The sequence below is a fragment of the Methylosinus sp. KRF6 genome (genome assembly GCF_018887255.1).
Classification (GTDB): Bacteria; Pseudomonadota; Alphaproteobacteria; order Rhizobiales; family Beijerinckiaceae; genus Methylosinus; species Methylosinus sporium.
In genome coordinates this window covers 76,631-94,327 of sequence record NZ_JAHLJF010000001.1, presented here as the reverse complement: position 1 = coordinate 94,327, position 17,697 = coordinate 76,631, and the positions used below count along the sequence as shown (strand labels likewise).

Sequence of the window (17,697 nt, the reverse complement as noted above, 5' to 3'; positions counted from 1 at the left end):
GCTTCGCGGTCCGACCCTCCCCCTAGAGGGGAGGGTGGCGTCCTTCAGCGCTTCGCCGCGGCCAATTTGTCGGCGAGCGCTTGCGCCTCCTGCGTCAGCGCGGCGAAGAATTTCTCCGATTTCGCATGTTCGGCGAAGCAGCGGCGGAAGGCGGTCGAGCCCTCGGCCTGCAGATTCGCGTAGTTCTCGAAATCCTTCTCATTGGCGAGGCCGGAGGCGGAATAGGACTCCATCGCCTTCTTGGCCTCGGCTTGATGCTCGGCCCAGATTTTCTCGCAAGCGGGCGCAGACTCGATCTTCGCCTTGGCAGGCGTCGAGGCGATGTAGAGCCGCCCTTCGCGGGCGACGGCGACGATGATCTCGTCGGGCAGCACGCCGCCGGCGTCGTCCTGGCTGCGTAGGTCCAGAATGGCGGCGGCGAGCGTCGCCACCGCGGGCTTGGCGATGGGCAGATCGGCGTATTTCTCGACGCCCGCATCCGGGCTCACCGCCAGAGTGTAGAAAAAGGGCGAAGCCAGCGCCTCGCCGAGCGTTTGCGGCGGCTTTTCGCTTTTCTCCCAATCCTTGCGACGGGCGCGCAAAAAGGCCTCGGCGAGGCCTTGCGTCGAGACGGTGAGCAGCGATTTCTCGTCGTCGCCGGTGAAGGCGAGGCCGTCGAGCTGATCCGCGCCGACGCCCTCGAATAGCGTCTCTATGCTGTATCTGCCGAGCTTCTGAAAACCAGGGACGGAGACGGGGCCGATGATCGCCTCCATCTTCTCGCCGAGCTCTTTGAGGGTCTTCCGCTCCTCCGCCTCGGCCGCTCCGGCGGCTTTGCCGGCCGCCTCCAGCTTGCGCAGCTTGGCGGTCGCGCGGTTGCGGAGGGAGAGATAGGCTTCCTCCGGCGTCGCGGCCGTGGCGGCGATGGGCGTGAAGGAGAGCAGGAGCGCGAGCGACGCCGTTTTCGCCATCATCGATCTCACCTCATCCAGTGAATGGCCAGCAGCGCCACCAGCACGACGGCCAGCATGAACCAGCGATCCGACCGCCGCCGCGCCCGCGCCAGACCTTCGAGCGAATCTTCCGAGAGCCGCAGGCCCTTCGTGCCCGCGGAGGCCAGCATTTCGACGGCGGCCTCGGCGTCATTGAGAATCTTGGGCAGGCGCGTCGTGAATTTGGCGACCTCGATCGCGGCGCGGCCGGCGTCCTCGAGCTTGGCCTTGGGGCCGAGATTATCCTCGATCCAGCTGCGCACGACCGGATCGGACGTCCGCCAAATATTCAGCGTCGGGTCGAGCGAGCGGGCGACGCCCTCGGCCACCACCATGGTCTTTTGCAGCAGCACCAGCTCGGTGCGTGTGCGCATGTCGAACAGCGCCGTCACCTCGAAGAGCAGAGTGAGCAGCCGCGCCATGGAAATGTCCTGCGCATTCGCCGTATGCAGCGGCTCGCCGATGGCGCGCAGCGCCTGCGAGAATTCCTCGACCGAATGGATCGGCGGCACATAGCCCGCCTCGAAATGCACCTCGGCGACGCGCTTGTAATCGCGGGTGATGAAGCCGAACAGGATTTCGGCCAGAAAGCGCCGCTCCTTGAAGCCGAGCCTTCCCATAATGCCGAAGTCGATGGCGACGAGCCGACCCTTGCGATCGACGAAGAGATTGCCCTGATGCATGTCGGCGTGGAAGAAGCCGTCTCGCATCGCCGTGCGCAGGAAGGACTGCAGCACTTTCCGCCCGAGGTCCTTGAGATCATGGCTCATGGCGGCGACGCGGGCGATGTCCGACAGCGGCGCGCCGTCGATCCATTCCAGCGTCAGCACCTCGCGCGTCGTGCGGTCCCAATCGACGCCGGGGGCGCGAATATCGGGATCATCCGCCACATTGTCGCGAAATTCCGAGGCCGCCGCCGCCTCCAGGCGGAAATCTGTCTCGAGCTTCACCGAGCGGGCCAGCGTGTCGACGACCTGGATCATCCGCAGCCGCCGCGCCTCCGCCGAGAAACGCTCGGCGGCCCGGGCGAGAATATACATGTCGGCGAAGTCGCGGCGGAACTGACGTTCCACATCCGGCCGCAGCACCTTCACCGCGACCTTGCGCTCACCCTCGGCATAGGCGACGCGGGCCGGATGCACCTGGGCGATGGAGGCCGCCGCCACCGGCTCTCCGAAGGAGAGGAAAATCTCGTCGATCGGCTTGCCGAAAGCTTTTTCGATGATCTCGACCGCGGCCTTGCGGCCGAAAGGCTCCATGCGGTCCTGCAGCGCGGTCAGCGCGTCGGCGATCTCGCCGCCGACCACATCCGGCCGCGTGGCCAGAAACTGGCCGAGCTTCACATAGGAGGGGCCGATCTGCGCGAAGGCGCGCACCAGCGCCTGCGGCGCGCCGCCGGCGCTGCTGCCGGGCTTGGCGAGGAGATTGCCGAAGCGCAGCAGAAATTGCGCCGGGACGGGCAGGATCGCCGGATCGACGCTCTTGAACACGCCTTCGCGCGCCAGAATGAAGCCGGCGCGCGCCAGTCGGAAGAGATGCCCGAAGCCGATGAGCACGAAGAGCCGCCGTTCGCGTTTAGTTTTAAGGAAAGGTCAGAGCTTCCAGCCGGAGTGGATCGCCACCACGCCGCCGGTCAGCCGCTCGAAGCCCGTGCGGCGGAAGCCCGCCCGACGGATCATCCGCTCGAACTCGTCCGCGCGGGGGAAGCGCTGAATGGATTCGACGAGATAGCGATAGGGCTCGCCGTCGCCGGCGACGAGCTTGCCGATCGCCGGGATCACATTGAAGGAATAGGCCTCGTAGATCTTGTCGAGGCCCGGAATCGCGACTTGCGAGAATTCCAGGCACAGGAAGCGCCCGCCCGGCTTCAGCACGCGATGCGCTTCGGCCAGCGCGACCTCGATCCTCGGCACGTTGCGAATGCCGAAGGCGATCGTATAGGCGTCGAAATGTGCGTCCGGGAAGGGCAGGGATTCGGCGTTGGCCTGGACGAATTCCAGCTTGTCGGAGAGGCCGCGCTCCTGCGCGCGGTCGCGGCCGACGTCCAGCATGTCGCCATTGATGTCGAGCACGACGATCTCCGCCTCTGGCCCGGCGGCCTTGGCGATGCGGAAGGCGATGTCGCCCGTGCCGCCGGCGACGTCCAGATGGCGGAAGGGGCCGCGGCGGGAGGGCCGCACCTTGGCGGCGAAGACATCCTTCCACAGCCTGTGCATTCCGCCGGACATCAGATCGTTCATAATGTCGTAACGGCGCGCCACCTTGTGGAAAACATCGTCCACGAGGCCCTGTTTTTCATCCAATCCGACTTCGGAGAAACCGAAATGGGTCGAGGTCTCGTGCTCAGAGGTCATAATCTCTCGCGTCCGGTGGCGTTCCGGGCGATATAACGCGCCTTCGCGCCTATGGCTATGGCTGGGGGCGAAATGGGCGTAGATGAGGGCGCGGAGCCCGAGCGCCCCCTCCCCAGCCCTCGCGGGAGAGGGAGTAGGGTTCGGGGCTGTCCGAGGTTTTGCGAAACGCCGATCGTAGGCGTCCCGTTCTCCCGCAGAGCGGGGGAGGGCCGGGGAGGGGGCGCGCGGAGCGCTTTGAAGAGAAACGAATGTCCGATCAGATCAAAGTCCTGGACCATGGTTTCGTCCGCCTCGTCGATCATATGGGCTCGGACCTCTCCATCGTGCGCGCGGCCCGTGTCTCCTATGACGCCGCCTGGCGCGCCGGCGAGAATGAGGGCTCGGACAAGAAGCTCATCGATTACCTCTGGAAGAACCGCCATACGACGCCCTTCGAGGTGGTGGAGTTCCAATTCGAGGTGATGGCGCCGATCTTCGTGCTGCGCCAATGGCACCGTCACCGCACCTGGACCTATAATGAGCTTTCCGGCCGCTACCGCGAATTGCCGGAGACCTATTACCTCCCCGACCCGGAAAACATCGGCGAACAGGCGACGACCAATAAGCAGGGCCGCCAGCCCGGCGGCGATCTCGAGGCGCGCCGCGCCGAGGTGGAGAAGCTGCGCGCCGGCTTCGAGGCCGCCTTCGCCACATATCGCGAGCTGCTGGCCGCGGGCTGGCCGCGTGAGCTCGCCCGCACGGTTCTGCCAGTGTCCACCTACAGCCATATGTTCGCAAAGGTCAATTTGCTGAATTTATTCAAGTTTCTGTCGCTCCGGGCCGATCCGCACGCGCAATATGAGATTCGCGTCTATGCCGAGGCGATGGAGACGCTCATCGAGCCCATCGTCCCGGTCGCGGTCGCGGCCTGGAAAGCGGGGCGGTTCTGAGCCCATGCCCGAGCTGCCCGAGGTCGAGACGGTCCGCCGCGGGCTAGAGCCCGTCTTCACCGGCTCGGGCCTCGCGCAGGTGGAGCTGCGCCGCGCCGATCTGCGCTTTCCCTTTCCCCAGGGCTTTGCCGCGCGGCTCGCGGGACGACGCGTCGAGGCGCTGAAGCGGCGGGCCAAATATCTCCTCGGCGAGCTGGACAGCGGCGAGACGCTCATCATGCATCTCGGCATGAGCGGCTCCTTCCGCATCGACGCCGACGACCCCGAGGGCGCCTATCACCGCGCCGTGACCACAAAGCCGGCGCATGACCATGTCGTGTTCCATTTCACGAGCGGCGCCAGCGTCACCTATAACGACCCGCGCCGTTTCGGCTTCATGCTGCTGGTCCCGCCCGGCGAGATGGCGGCGCATCCGCTGTTCGATGGTCTCGGCGTCGAGCCGCTGGGGCCGGAGCTGACGCCGCAGCGCCTCGCTTTAGGATTGCGCGGCCGCAAGGCGCCGCTCAAAGCGGCTCTGCTCGATCAGCGCATCATCGCCGGCCTCGGCAATATCTATGTTTGCGAGGCGATGCACCGCTCGCATCTCTCGCCTTTGCGCGCGGCGGGAACGCTGGTCGACGCCAAGGGCAAGCCGAAACGCGGCCTCGTCGATCTCGTCGAGGCAATCAGGCAGGTTCTGGGCGAGGCGATAGAGGCGGGCGGCTCCAGCCTGCGCGACCATCGCCAGACCGACGGTTCGCTCGGCTATTTCCAGCACTCTTTCCGCGTCTATGACCGCGAGGACGCGCCCTGCCCGACGCCCGGCTGCCGCGGCCATGTCTCGCGCGTGATCCAGAGCGGGCGCTCGACCTTCTTTTGCCGCGATTGCCAGAAATGAGCGCGCGCCAGTCCCGCGCAAGCGGCGGCGCTCAAAGCTCGCTGATATTGGCACGCCGATCGACGCGCCGGCTATCGGGCGAGGCTTTCATGGAACCTGCGGACCTTCTCCCTCCCTTCATCGAGCTCGCCGGGGCGAGCGTCCCGCACAGAATCGTCGACATTGGCGCGCGCCATATCAGCGGCGAGCCGGTCTATGCGCCGCTGCTGCGCGGCGGCGAGGCGACCATCGTCGGCTTCGAGCCCGACGAGGCCGCCGTCGAAGAGCTGAACGCGCGCAAAAATCCGGGCGACGTCTATCTGCCGCACGCCGTCGGCGATGGCGGACGCCATACGCTGCATATATGCGCCGCGCGCGACATGACCTCGCTGCTGAAGCCCAATCCGGCGGCGATGGAGATGTTCCACGGCTTTCCGGTGTGGTCGGAAGTCGTCGCGACGCAAGAGATCGACACGGTGCGGCTCGACGATGTGGCCGAGACAGAAGGCGCGACCTTTCTGGAATTGGACGTGCAGGGCGCGGAGCTGATGATCCTGCAAAACGCAGTCGAAAGGCTGCGGCGCGCCTATGTGCTGCATATCGAGGTCGAGTTCCTGCCGCTCTATGAAGGCCAGCCGCTGTTCTCGGAAATAGAGCTGTTCCTGCGTTCGCAGGGCTATGTGCTGCATCGCTTCACGCCGATGATGAGCCGCGTGCTCAAGCCTTTGATGCTCGGCAATAATGTCTTCGCCGGCATGAGCCAGATCGTCTGGAGCGACGCGATTTTCGTGCGCGACTTCATGCGTCTCGATCTGCTCGCCGACGACGAATTGATCGGCGTCGCGCAGATCGCGCATGATTGCTATCGCTCTGCCGATCTCGCTCTGCGCCTGCTGACCGAGCATGATCGCAGAAGCGGCCGCAATCTGGCGCGCGCTTATATGTTCGGCCTGCGCCATCGTGCGCCGCGTGAGGCTGCGGAGTAGGGCGCCGGTTGATCTCGCCGCCCGGACTTTGCGATAAGGGCGCCGCGAAGCTCGTCGCAACCTTTCCGGGACCCGCAATATCGCCCGACACCTCCCCCATCCTCCGCGTCGCCGGCGTCTCCAAAACCTACGCCGAGACTGTGGCCGTGAAGCCGCTGAGCTTCGCGCTTCCCGCCGGCTCGGTGACGGGGCTGCTCGGCGGCAATGGCGCCGGCAGGACAAGGTCCGACGCCGGGATGCCGCGGCCATGTTTCGCGCGTGATCCAGAGCGGGCGCTCGACGTTTTTTTGTCGCGATTGCCAGAAGTGACGGGCAAGACCGATGATTGCGACGCGGGATCGCGCGGCCGATGCGCTGTCGTTCGAGAGCGAGCGTGAAGGCTCGCTGTCCGAGCGCGTCCTTGACCGCGAGCCTTCAGTCTCGCTCTTCGGAGGGTCGATAAATGAGACGCGTCGTAGAGGAGCTGCTACGCAATGACATGCTGCGCGCCGCCGGCGGATTTCTGCTGCGGGTGGCGGCGTTTTTCGCTTTGATCGCGCTCATCCCTCTGCTCGATCCGTATCGACCGGTCGAGGCTCTCGTCACGAAAGCGGAGCAGCTCTGCGACTTCTACCATCCGAAGACCACGGCGCTCTGGCCCGAGCGCAAGCCCACGCCGCCCGGCTCGATCCCCTGCGACACGGCGAAGGAGCGTGAGCTCGACCGCCTCTACTACCCGGAATTCGCAGCCAGGCGATATTACATCCTCCGAGTCGACTACCGGTCCCCGGCCGATGGAAACGCCTATTCGCAGCGCATCGAGATCGCGGCGGATTTGCTGCCTGAGGACGTTGCGCCGGGTATGACGATAGAGCTGTTCGCTTCGGCGAGGGAGCCCTATTCCTTGCGCAGCGCCCGGTGAAGGCGGCTCCGCCGCTGGAAAGATGCCCGCTCGTCGTTCCGAGCTCAAAGCCCTGGGCTTCACCCTCCCGGATTTGATTTCCCGGCTCGATATGCCGATAAGGACGCGTCTCCGGAAACCATCGCAGAATAGAATGTCGCCCGACACTTCCCCCATCCTCCGCGTCGCCGGCGTCTCCAAAACCTACGCCGAGACCGTGGCCGTGAAGCCGCTCAGCTTCGCGCTTCCCGCCGGCTCGGTGACGGGGCTGCTCGGCGGCAATGGCGCCGGCAAGACCACCACGATCGGCATGGTCATGGGCCTCATCGAGCCGACGACGGGAACAATCGAAATCTTCGGCCGTGATTTTCTGAAAGACCGCTATCACGCGCTCGGCCGCATGAATTTCGAGAGCCCCTATGTGGACATGCCGCATCGTCTCACCGTGCGGCAGAATCTCGCCGTCTTCGGCCGGCTCTATGGCGTGCGCGGCGTCGCCGAGAAGATCGAGGAGCTGGCCGCCGATCTCGCCTTGAAAGAATTTCTCGATCGTCCGAGCGGGCGTCTCTCGGCCGGGCAGAAGACGCGCGTCGCGCTCGCCAAGGCGCTCATCAACGAGCCGGAGCTGCTTCTGCTCGACGAGCCCACCGCCTCGCTCGATCCCGACACGGCCGATTGGGTGCGCGGGCATCTCGAGGATTATCGCCGCCGGCGCAATTGCGCGATCCTGCTCGCCTCGCACAATATGGCGGAGGTGGAGCGGCTCTGCGATCGCGTGATGATGCTGAAGGAGGGAAGCCTCGTCGACGACGGCTCGCCCGCCGAGCTTTTGGCGCGCTATGGCCGCGCCAATCTCGAGGATGTGTTTCTCGACGTCGCGCGCGGGCGCGGCAATGGAGCCGCCGCATGAGCGCGTCTTTGGAATTCTCGCTCGCGCGCGTCGGCGCGATGACCTTGCGCTATTCCTATCTGCTGCGCTCGTCGATGCCGCGCATGTTGGAGATGATGTATTGGCCGACGGTGCAAATGCTCACCTGGGGCTTTCTGCAGACCTATCTCCTGCGCGCGCCGGGCGGTCTCGCGGGCGCCGATAAGACGACGATCGCCGCCGGCTCGCTGATCGGCGCGGTGCTGCTGTGGGATATTTTGCTTCGCGGCCAGCAGGGATTTTCTTTCTCTTTTCTCGAGGAGATGTGGTCCCGCAATATCGCCAATCTCTTCATGAGCCCGCTGCGGCCGGCGGAATTCGTCGTCTCCATGATGGCGATGAGCCTCATTCGCCTCCTGGTCGGCATGGTTCCGGTGACGATCCTGGCCATTTGGTTCTTCGGCTTCAATCTCTGGGCGCTCGGCTTTGCTTTCGCCGCCTTTTTCGCCATTCTGATCTTCTTCGCCTGGAGCGTCGGCCTGTTCGTGTCGGGGTTGCTGCTGCGCTATGGATTGGGCGCGGAAAGTCTCGTCTGGTCGCTGATGTTCGTCATTCAGCCGCTCGGCTGCGTCTATTATCCGGTCGCCGTTCTGCCTTCCTGGCTGCAGCCGATCTGCTGGGCGCTGCCGCCGACTTATGTGTTCGAGGGGCTGCGCGGCGTTCTCGTCGACCATGCGCTTCGCCTCGATCTGATGATTTATGGATTGGCGCTGGACGCCGCGCTATTCGCCGTCGCCTCTTTCGCCTTTGTGCGCCTGCTCGCCGCAGCGCGCCGGGCCGGGACTTTATTACAGACCGGCGAGTGAGCGCGCGCGAGCGACGCGCGCATTTTCTGTTGCGGCCGGCCGGCCGGCGCTCGATAATGGCGCGACAGTCAGTCGAGTGGCGCGCTTTCGGCGTCTCGCGCCTTACGATCTTCGCCTGTCGAAGCTCGATGGGGACTGTCGTTCGATGCGAATTCTGATCGTCGAAGATCAACCCGATATTTCGACATTGATCGCCGATCGCGTCCGGCGCGCCGGCTATTTTCCAGATTGCGTCCGGGCTTTGGCGGATGTGCCGGGGGCGCTCGGCGCCCGCGACTATGCGGTGATGCTGCTCGATCGGCGTCTGCCCGATGGCGACGGCCTCTCGATCGTCGCCGCGGCGAAGCGTATTCGGCCGGGAATCCGCATTCTGGCGGTGACGGCGGCGCGCTCGATCGAGGACCGGGTCGACGGACTCGACGCGGGCGTCGACGATTATCTGACCAAGCCCTTTTCTCCCGAGGAGTTGCTGGCGCGCATTCGCGCGAGCCTTCGGCGCCCCGGCGGCGAAGCGGCGCCGCCGGTCGTCGTCGGCCGGCTCGCTTTCGATCTCAATTCGGAGAGCGCCTCCATCGGCGGGCATCCGCTCGTCGTGCCGAAACGGGAGCTGGTGCTGCTGGGGGCGCTGATGCGTCGCGCCGGACGGGCGGTCACTTTCTCGACGCTGCTCGAAGAGCTCTATGGGGCGGACGATCCCTCGCACATAGGCGCGCTGAAGATGGTCGCCATGCGACTGCGGCAGCGTTTAAAGGATCAGCAGGCCGACGTCGAAATTCACGCGCCGCGCGGCATCGGCTATCTCATCCGCGAAGCGCATGGGCCATGAGGCTGCGGTCGCTTTCGTCGCGATTGATCGTCTATGCGATCTTCGGCTCGATTCTCGGCTATCTCACTCTGCCGCCGGTCGTCGTCGGCGGCGTTCTGGTCTCGGGGTTTCCGGGCGGGCTCGGGTCTCTCGACGATCTGATGCGTCCTCGCGTGGGCTCGATCATGCTCGCGGCGCTGCGCAAGGGCGCAGACGGCGAAAGATCGATCGCGATGACCGATGAATTGCGGCAATTCATGTCCGCAAATCCGGATTTTCGTTTTGCCGCTTTCGATCCGCGCACGGGCAAAGCGCTTCCAGGATCGGCGCCGGAATTGACGAAGGCCTTCGAAGGCGTCGGTCGGCTGAAGCTGTTCCGCTCGCCTATCGAGATCGCTGTCGGCGGCTCCTTGCGCCATGGCGAATCCGCGGTTTTCGATTCGCCGATCGGCGAGGTCGTCATCGCGACTTATGGCGCGAAATTCCAGTGGCGCGACTTTTTTCTGCTGCCCTACCGAATGACCTCGATCTATGGGGCGCTGATCTTTCTTCCGCATTGGGCGGCCATGTGTCTCATCGCGCTATTCGTGGTCGATCGCGGGCTCGCGCCTTTGCGCGCCGCCGCGACGAAAGTCGCGAAAATCGACGTGAATTCGTTGAAGGAGCGCATCGCGCCGGAGGAGGCGCCGTCGGAAGTGCTGCCCTTCGTCGAAGCGGTGAACAAGGCGTTCGAGCGTGTGCGCGAGGGCGTCGAGCGTCAGCGGCGTTTCTCCGCCAATTCGGCGCATGAGCTGCGCACGCCGATCACGATTTTGCGCGCGCGCGTCGGCAAAATGGAGGAGGGCCCGCTCAAATCGGAAATGGAGCGGGATGTGCTGCGCGTGCAGACGATCGTCGAGCAGATGCTGCTGCTCGCGCAGATCGAGGAACGCGGGCGTATCGCGCCGCAGAAGATCGATCTCTACGATGTCGCGCTGACGGTCGCCGCGGATTATGTGCCGATCGCGATCGGCAATAATCGCGAGATTCAGTTCGAGGCGCCGTCGCGTCAAGTCGCGGCGCTCGCATCGCGATGGAGCGTCGACAGCATCGTCACCAATCTCATCGCCAATGCGGTGCGCGCGGAGCCCGAAGGCGGCGTCGTCATCGTTCGCGTGCTGCCCGAATGTGCGATCGAGGTCGTCGATCACGGCGTCGGCGTCGCCGAAGCCGACCGCTCCCGCATTTTCGAGCCCTTCTGGCGAAAGGACGAGGCGACGCCGGGCACGGGGCTCGGATTGGCGATCGTCCGCGAGCTGGTCGATCTGCTCGGGGGCGAAATTCGCGTCGAGGAGACGCCGGGCGGCGGCGCGACCTTCAAGGTGCGGCTCCCCGCCGCGGGCGTCGAGCCGGGCGAGGCGACGGAGGCCGTGGCGCTCGACGTTCAGCCGTTCGACCAGCGCTGCGAGCGCAGCGCCTGAGCGATCGCCTCGGCGCGCGCCTCGGGCGTCGCCGGCTCGATCGGCAGACAGGCGTCGCGCGCCGTCTCCAGCAGCACGGCCTTTGGATAGGCCTCGCCGGAGCGCCCGGAATGGGCGGTGAAATCGCAGCTGCACACTTCCATCAGCAGAGCGAAGCTCTCCGGCGCGTCGAAGGCGCCGAGCCGCTCCAGCATTTGCGCCACCGGGCCGGCGCGCACTTCCGAGGCGCGATGCACGCGCTCGCATTCGCTGAGCGCCGTCAGCGCCAGCGGGACGCAATCCTCTGGAACGCCGAAGCGCTCGGCGATCGAATTTATGCGCGGGCCGCCGCGGTCTATGTGCTTGTAATGATGCGGGAGATGCTCGCGTGGCGAATCCCCTTTGCCGACATTCATCACCAGCAGGGCGAAGCGCACGGGAAGCGGCGCCTCTCTGCGTCCGGCCTCGTCCAGCGAACGCAGCAAATGGGCGCCGAGATCGACCTCGTTCTGGCCGTCCGACAATTGCGGCACGCCGAAAAGGGCGTCGACCTCGGGCAGAACGATCTGCAGCGCGCCGCAGATGCGCAGCACGCGGAACGCCTTGCCGGGCGCCGGCCCGCCGAGCGAGAGCAGCAGCTCCGGCCAGATATCGGCCGGGTCGAGGCCGGCGAGGCAGCCGCTTTCGACCTGCTCGGCCATGAGATCGAGCGTCTCTTCGCCGGGATCGTCATCGGTCTCGGCGAGCAGCGCCGCCATGCGGAGAAGGCCGAGGCCGGGGTCTGTCTGGCCGAATTCGGGCAGGAAGAAAGGTTCTGAGGGCATGAGGCTTCGCGGGTGAGTGGTCGGCTGACGGCCAAGCAAACACCTTGCCGCGCGCCTCACGCACGGCCGGGGAGGGCGGCCCCGCTCAGACGCGGGGCGCGATTTTCGGGCGGCTGCGGCGCCGTGGCGCGCCGTCGCGCATCGGCGACCGTGCCGGCGTAGAGCGTCTCCGGCTCATGCAGCCCGGCCGAGAGCAGCGCCCGCCGCACGGCGGGCCGCGCCCCGGCGACGCAAACCACGGTTCCCGCCTTTCGCAGCCGCGCGACAAAGCTCTCCAGAGCGCGCGCGGCCGTGCTGTCGATCAGCGGCGCCTCGCTGAAATCGAAGATGAAGACATGCGGATAGCGGCCGATCTCGTCCAGAGCCGCGCTCACCGTCGCCGAGGCGCCGAAGAAGATCGCGCCGCTGATCTTATAGACCATCACCTCGGCGTCGGAGGCGGCTGCGGAATCATAGGCGGGGCGATGGCCGCCGTAATCATCCGCCCGGTCTTCGTCGAGAAAGGCCTCGCCGGTCTGCACCTCGACGCTCTCGGCGAGGCGATGCAGGAAGAGGAAGGCGCCGAGCGTCACGCCGACGCCTATGCCCACGGTCAAATCCTCGAAAATGGTGAGCAGGAAGGTCGAGAGCAGCACCAGAGCGTCGCCGCGCGAGGCGCGGAACAGAGCGACGAATTCCTTCTTCTCGGCCATGTTCCAGGAGACGACGGCGAGCACGGCGCCGAGCGAGGCGAGCGGGATGTACGCCGCCAGCGGCGCGGCGACCAGCATGAAGCCGAGCAGGAACAGCGCATGAAGCATTCCCGAGACCGGCCCCTTGGCGCCCGAGCGCACATTGGTCGCGGTGCGGGCGATGGTTCCCGTCACCGGAATGCCGCCGAAGAGCGGCGCGACGACATTGGCGACGCCCTGCGCGGCGAGCTCGCAATTGGAGCGATGGCGTCGGCCGCTCATGCCGTCGGCGACGACGGCGGAGAGCAGCGACTCCATCGCGCCGAGCACGGCGATGGTCAGCGCGTCCGGCAGCAGCGCGCGCAGCCGCGCGAGATCGAAATGCGGGACCGCCGGCGCCGGCAGCGTGCTCGGCACGCCGCCGAAGCGCGAGCCGATCGTCTCTATGTCGAGATGCAGCGCCGCCGTCGCCGCCGCGCAGACCGTCACGGCGATCAGCATTCCCGGCCAGCTCGGACGCCAGCGCCGCAGGCCCAGGATGATGGCCAACGCCAGCGCCGAGACGCCGACCGTCGCCGGCTTCAGCGTGCCGCGCGCCTCCCACAGAGCTGTGAGCTTAGGCGCGAGCGCGGCCGGCTCATTGGCGATGGAGAGGCCGAAAATCTCCTTGAGCTGGCTGGCGAAGATGATGACCGCTATGCCGGCGGTAAAGCCGACCGTCACCGGAAAAGGGATGTATTTTATGTATGTGCCCCAGCGCAGCAGGCCGATGGCGAAGAGAATGACGCCCGCCATCATTGTGGCGAGCGCGAGCCCGTCATAGCCCTGGCGCTGCACGATGGCGAAGACGAGAACGATGAAGGCGCCCGCCGGCCCGCCGATCTGGAAGCGGCTGCCGCCGAGCATGGAGACCAGAAAGCCGCCGATGATCGCCGTATAGAGTCCGCGGTCCGGGCTCAGCCCCGAGGCGATGGCGAAGGCCATGGAGAGCGGAAGCGCGACGATGGCGACAGTGAGGCCGGCGATGGCGTCGGCGCGCAGATCCGCGAGGCCATATCCCTCGCGCAAAATGGTGACGAGCTTGGGCGTGAACAGCTCGATGAAGCTCGGCTGGCGAAAACGTCGATCTCTCAACACTGGCTCCTTTGGTCGAGGAGCGGCGGGATCGTCGGCGCGAAGTCGGCGGTCGTCGTCGCGATTTATCCTCAAGTCGTCGGATTGGGCGGACCGGGGCGACGCATCCTCACGCCGCGTCCGCCGCTTTCGCTGCGGGCGTTCTCGCCGAGCAGTTCGACGCCGGCCTCGTTCAGCGCCTCGACGACCTTGGTGAGCGTCTCGATCACGCCGCGGACATTGCCGTCGCTCGCCTCCATGCGCTGTATGGTCGGCAAAGAGACGCCGGAAAGCTCGGCCAGCTTCTTTTGATCTATGCCGAGCAGCGCCCTCGCGGCGCGCAATTGAGCGGCGGTGATCATCTCATATGCTCACGCTTATTATATTAGCAGGCATGTTTTATCTCGCCAAGATGATGTTTGAAACATCATTCTCGCGCTTTTGCGACACGGCCGGGTTCTCGCCCGGCGCCGACGCATGTTAGCTTGGCGGATATGAACAAACCCGTGCAGATGGACGAGAGCTGGAAGCTGCGCCTTTCGGCGGAATTCGAGCAGCCCTATTTCGATGCTCTGCGCCAATTCGTGCGCGGGGAATATGCGCGTGGGGCGGTCTATCCGCCGGCCAAGCAGATTTTCCGCGCCTTCGACGAATGCCCTTTCGACGCCGTGGAAGTGGTGATCCTCGGCCAGGATCCCTATCACGGCCGCGGCCAGGCCAATGGCCTGTGCTTCGCCGTCGGCCGCGACATTCCGCCGCCGCCTTCGCTGCAGAACATCTTCAAGGAGATCGAGAGCGACCTCGGCCGGCCCGCCTCGCGCGATCCCGATCTCTCGCGCTGGGCGCGGCAGGGCGTGCTGCTGCTCAACGCCACGCTCACCGTGCGCGACAGCGCCGCCGGCTCGCATCAGGGCAAGGGCTGGGAGCGCTTCACCGACGCCGCCGTGCAGGCGCTCTCGCGCGAGCGCGAGGGAATTGTCTTCCTGCTCTGGGGCAATTACGCGCGGCAGAAGGGCGCGGGCGTCGATCGCTCGCGGCATCTCGTGCTCGAGAGCGCGCATCCCTCGCCGCTGTCGGCGCGCGGCTTCTTCGGCTGCAGGCATTTTTCCAAGGCCAACGCCTATCTCGAATCGAAAGGACGCGCGCCGATAGACTGGTGAGACGGCTATATTACTGGAAGACAATATAAAATTAGTCGTTTACCGAAATGTAACCGCGGTTTCGTAATCAGGTATTCATTGGGAAGCCGGCGCGTGTCGGCAATTTCCGGGGCGTTTTCGTCGCGTCCGGCGGCGCGTCTCCAAATCATTTCGAGACGAGAGTTGCGCATGTATTCGACGTTAATTTGCAATTCGCTCCATGTTTCCTGCCGATTTTGCGACCTTTGCCTCGATCATCTACGATTGCGTTTCGTCGCCGTCCCATTTGCTGCCGTGCGTCTCGGCCTCGCATTGATGGCGAGCGCCTGTGTCGGCGCAAAAGCGACGGGGCTGACGCTGCCATCCGTCCCGGACCTCAGTCTTTTCCTCGGCGCGATCGTCGCGCTCGACGTCTATTGTCGCTTCGCCTCGCCGAGCTTGGTCTCGCGCGCCGCGCCGATTTTCGTCTATTCAATGATCTATCTGGTGGCGACGTCGCTCGCGGGCGCCTTTGCGAGCTATGCGACGCAGCGTCTCGCCATGCCGCTGCAGGACGAGCTGTTTCTCTCGCTCGATCGATGGCTCGGCGTCGATTGGCTGGCCTTCGTCCATTATATCGACGATCGTCCCGTGTTGGCGGAATGGCTGCGGAAAGCCTATGCGAGCATGGCCATTCAGATCATCGCGCCGGCGCTTCTGCTGGCCGCGCTCGAGCGCATCGACGAATTGCGCGTCTATCTTCTCTCCTACGCGATCGCACTCACGGCGACGATCGTCATCGCCGCTGTGCTTCCGGCCTCGAGCGCGGTCACTCTCGTCGACAATTCGATGTTTCACGAGCTTCGGTTCGCCGGCCGCACGCCGCTGGATCATCTGGCGCGCTTGCGCGAGGCCGGTCCATTGGATTTCACGAACAGCGGGATCGGCGGCCTTGTGAGCTTTCCTTCCTTTCATGCCGTGGTCGGCGCGCTGACGCCTCTCAGCCTGCGCTCCGTGCGCCCGGTCTTCTATGTCTTGTGCCTCGTCGACGCCGGTCTGATGGTGGGCACGGTGACGGACGGCGGGCATTATGTCGTGGACCCTATCGGCGGAATCGCGGTCGCCTATCTGTCCTATCGGATGGCGCAGAGCATCGAGAGCCGGCGGCGCCGACCCTCGCCAATCGTCGAAGCGCATGGCGCCCGCGCCGCGCATCTGTCGCCGCCCTCCGCGGGGCGGGCGTCCGCCGTCGCCTGAGCGGCGCGACAGCATCCTCCGCTCCGAGCGCTTTCAGCCGACGTGGACGCCGATCGGACATTGGGCACGCGTCGAAGCGAGAGCTTCGAATCTCTCTGCGCCTTCTATGAGATACGGAAAGATTTCAGGGGCCGAAGACGACATCGAGCGCGAAAGTCATCGGCCGCGGCGGCGGAGCGAAGGGCGCGCTCGCGCGAACTCTCTGTAGAGCGGCCGCGTCGAGCTGCGGCTGACCGCTGCTCGACGCCACTTTCACGCTGTCGGCGCGTATTTCGCCGCTCTCCAGAATGAAGAAGGACACTTTCGTCACGCCGCGCCAGGCGGTAGGTCGTCCGGCCTCTGGATAGATGAGCTTCCCTTTTATCTTCTTGCTCACCAGGACGGCATAGGCGCGATCCAGCGTCTCTTTCGACACCTGACGATGTGCGGTCGTGCTGGCGACCTGCTGGAGTTCGGCGCCATCCACCTGCGTCGAGCCGGCGGGCGCCGACTTTGCGGGCGATCGCGCCTGCGCGGCGACCGACTTCGCCGTGATCGGCGCGCCATCTTCTTCTATCGGCTTTTGCTCCGTCGGCGGAGTCGGCTGCGCCTGCGTGGCGTTCTGCGCCCTCTGCTGCGTATCGCCCGCCGTGTCCCGCTGAACTTTTTCGTCGGCCTGGTCGTCCGAGAGGAGGTCGCTCACCTCGAAGATGAACGTGCTATCGTCTTCCGCTGGCTGGAGACGAGAGAGGAAATAGGGCAGCGTCAGCGCCGCGTGCAGGGCGAGCGACGCCGCGAGGCCATGATAAATCGTGAAGCGGCTCGCGCCCCCGCCATTGCTCGTCGTCATCGTCAATTGCATGGTCATCGTGCGTCTCTCAATTCTCGCCGGCTCTGATCTGCGCGCGGAGGCCGCAGCGCCGGCGAGCGCGCCGACGTCGATCCGAGAGGCGGACGAGGCCGAAATCGAACGTCGTCGACAGCCGCTTCATCTGCATTTCTCCAAACTCTCCCGCACGCGAAGGCAATTTATCCGATTTACAGGAATAAGCCGACGCTCTCCCATTATACAGCAAGAAGCGCGCCTTCTTTCGTCGACGAGCTTCACGATGATGGGGCTCCGCATTTTTCGACTGTAGAATCTTTCTGCGTTTCGTTGAAACATAGAAAGATTATAAGCTCCTGTTTCGATGCGTTTCCAACGCCGGACCGGCGTCTGCTTCGGCTGAAAGCGCTCCGAGCGGCCGCCGATGGCGATGGCGTTTATTGCTTTCGCTTTATCGCACGGCGCCACGCGACGCAAAAATCAGCCGAACGCCTGTTCTTTCGGCATGGACGAAAAGTCGAATCGTAATATAAACAAGACATATTTTCGTGTCGAAGCCGATCGACGCCGTCGGTAAGCCGTCCGATGATCGCTTTCGCGAAGACCGCTCGCCTTCTCGCGAGCGTCGGGGCCGCCGAGTGGCGCCAAATATGCTTGGCTTCGTCGAGGAGCGACGAACGTCGTCGTACGGATCGAAAGCCGACATTTTTGTGGGCTTTGCGTCAGCGACAATTGCAACAGGCCGTTCTGCTCGATCTTTCGAGAGCGCTCCCTCATCACGGCTCTCGTCGGGACGATGTGCGCGCTGTCGATGCGAATCCCGTCTCCTGATCCCCCGATCGAGGGGCTCGGCGTTTCCTCCCCCTCTCTGCGCGCGTGCGAGAAGGAAAGCGCCGGACGCCGCGCGAATCGATCAGCCGGCATCCATACGTCTACCCCTGAAAAATCGACCGTC

Annotated in this window: 18 protein-coding genes; 11 read left to right on the top strand and 7 right to left on the bottom strand. The window is 65.1% G+C overall.

Annotated elements, in window-relative coordinates; genetic code table 11:
• Positions 1-44 precede the first annotated feature (44 nt).
• From KP010_RS00460 to ubiE, 3 genes are read right to left on the bottom strand one after another with little or no spacing between them, the layout of a single operon-like run.
• A complete protein-coding gene (locus KP010_RS00460) occupies positions 45-953 on the bottom strand; it encodes a hypothetical protein (protein WP_142862478.1) in 909 nt (302 codons plus the stop codon).
• A gap of 5 nt (positions 954-958) precedes the next feature.
• On the bottom strand, positions 959-2,527 hold the full coding sequence (gene ubiB, locus KP010_RS00455; RefSeq protein ID WP_142862479.1) for a 2-polyprenylphenol 6-hydroxylase: 1,569 nt from the start codon (positions 2,525-2,527) through the stop codon (positions 959-961).
• A gap of 36 nt (positions 2,528-2,563) precedes the next feature.
• Positions 2,564-3,325 carry a bifunctional demethylmenaquinone methyltransferase/2-methoxy-6-polyprenyl-1,4-benzoquinol methylase UbiE gene (ubiE, locus tag KP010_RS00450; RefSeq protein ID WP_142862480.1) on the bottom strand — a complete coding sequence of 254 codons (762 nt, stop codon included), beginning with the start codon at positions 3,323-3,325 and terminating at the stop codon, positions 2,564-2,566.
• A gap of 248 nt (positions 3,326-3,573) precedes the next feature.
• Here ubiE and thyX point away from each other — a divergent pair, with 248 nt between their 5' ends.
• The 9 genes from thyX to KP010_RS00400 all read left to right on the top strand — a co-directional run bounded on the left by thyX (position 3,574) and on the right by KP010_RS00400 (position 10,975).
• Positions 3,574-4,254, top strand: coding sequence for an FAD-dependent thymidylate synthase (gene thyX / locus KP010_RS00445; protein ID WP_142862481.1), 681 nt, complete (start codon positions 3,574-3,576; stop codon positions 4,252-4,254).
• Between the two features lie 4 nt (positions 4,255-4,258).
• Positions 4,259-5,131, top strand: a complete 873-nt coding sequence (gene mutM / locus KP010_RS00440; protein ID WP_142862482.1) for a bifunctional DNA-formamidopyrimidine glycosylase/DNA-(apurinic or apyrimidinic site) lyase — start codon at positions 4,259-4,261, stop codon at positions 5,129-5,131.
• Positions 5,132-5,220: 89 nt separating this feature from the next.
• A complete protein-coding gene (locus KP010_RS00435) occupies positions 5,221-6,096 on the top strand; it encodes an FkbM family methyltransferase (RefSeq protein ID WP_185966456.1) in 876 nt (291 codons plus the stop codon).
• 204 nt (positions 6,097-6,300) lie between these two features.
• On the top strand, positions 6,301-6,405 hold the full coding sequence (locus KP010_RS23170) for a zinc finger domain-containing protein (RefSeq protein ID WP_142862544.1): 105 nt from the start codon (positions 6,301-6,303) through the stop codon (positions 6,403-6,405).
• A 133-nt stretch (positions 6,406-6,538) separates the two neighbouring features.
• A complete protein-coding gene (locus KP010_RS00420; RefSeq protein ID WP_142862484.1) occupies positions 6,539-6,997 on the top strand; it encodes a hypothetical protein in 459 nt (152 codons plus the stop codon).
• A gap of 133 nt (positions 6,998-7,130) precedes the next feature.
• Positions 7,131-7,886 (top strand): ABC transporter ATP-binding protein, encoded by a 756-nt coding sequence (locus KP010_RS00415; RefSeq protein WP_185966457.1) that lies wholly within the window; start codon positions 7,131-7,133, stop codon positions 7,884-7,886.
• Positions 7,883-8,710 (top strand): ABC transporter permease, encoded by an 828-nt coding sequence (locus KP010_RS00410; RefSeq protein ID WP_108915988.1) that lies wholly within the window; start codon positions 7,883-7,885, stop codon positions 8,708-8,710. The genes KP010_RS00415 and KP010_RS00410 overlap by 4 nt, the downstream gene beginning before the upstream one ends.
• A gap of 145 nt (positions 8,711-8,855) precedes the next feature.
• A complete protein-coding gene (locus tag KP010_RS00405; protein ID WP_108916017.1) occupies positions 8,856-9,536 on the top strand; it encodes a response regulator transcription factor in 681 nt (226 codons plus the stop codon).
• The gene (locus KP010_RS00400; RefSeq protein WP_108915987.1) at positions 9,533-10,975 is read left to right on the top strand and encodes a HAMP domain-containing sensor histidine kinase; all 1,443 of its coding nucleotides are present in this window, start codon (positions 9,533-9,535) and stop codon (positions 10,973-10,975) included. The genes KP010_RS00405 and KP010_RS00400 overlap by 4 nt, the downstream gene beginning before the upstream one ends.
• On the opposite strand, the gene KP010_RS00395 is transcribed toward KP010_RS00400, so the two are convergent.
• From KP010_RS00395 to KP010_RS00385, 3 genes are all read right to left on the bottom strand, one after another.
• Positions 10,939-11,778, bottom strand: coding sequence for a tRNA nucleotidyltransferase (locus KP010_RS00395; RefSeq protein ID WP_343219785.1), 840 nt, complete (start codon positions 11,776-11,778; stop codon positions 10,939-10,941). The two genes, KP010_RS00400 and KP010_RS00395, sit on opposite strands and share 37 nt — an antisense overlap.
• 56 nt (positions 11,779-11,834) lie before the next feature.
• On the bottom strand, positions 11,835-13,583 hold the full coding sequence (locus KP010_RS00390; RefSeq protein ID WP_142862485.1) for a SulP family inorganic anion transporter: 1,749 nt from the start codon (positions 13,581-13,583) through the stop codon (positions 11,835-11,837).
• Positions 13,584-13,654: 71 nt separating this feature from the next.
• Positions 13,655-13,924 (bottom strand): helix-turn-helix domain-containing protein, encoded by a 270-nt coding sequence (locus KP010_RS00385; protein WP_108915984.1) that lies wholly within the window; start codon positions 13,922-13,924, stop codon positions 13,655-13,657.
• A gap of 132 nt (positions 13,925-14,056) precedes the next feature.
• Here KP010_RS00385 and ung point away from each other — a divergent pair, with 132 nt between their 5' ends.
• Entirely contained in the window at positions 14,057-14,722 is a 666-nt protein-coding gene (gene ung, locus KP010_RS00380; protein WP_142862486.1) for a uracil-DNA glycosylase, read from the top strand.
• Between the two features lie 168 nt (positions 14,723-14,890).
• Positions 14,891-15,937 (top strand): phosphatase PAP2 family protein, encoded by a 1,047-nt coding sequence (locus KP010_RS00375; RefSeq protein ID WP_142862487.1) that lies wholly within the window; start codon positions 14,891-14,893, stop codon positions 15,935-15,937.
• Between the two features lie 124 nt (positions 15,938-16,061).
• Here the strand turns inward: KP010_RS00375 and KP010_RS00370 are convergent, their stop codons facing one another.
• Positions 16,062-16,784, bottom strand: coding sequence for a TonB family protein (locus KP010_RS00370; RefSeq protein WP_142862488.1), 723 nt, complete (start codon positions 16,782-16,784; stop codon positions 16,062-16,064).
• Positions 16,785-17,697 lie beyond the last annotated feature (913 nt).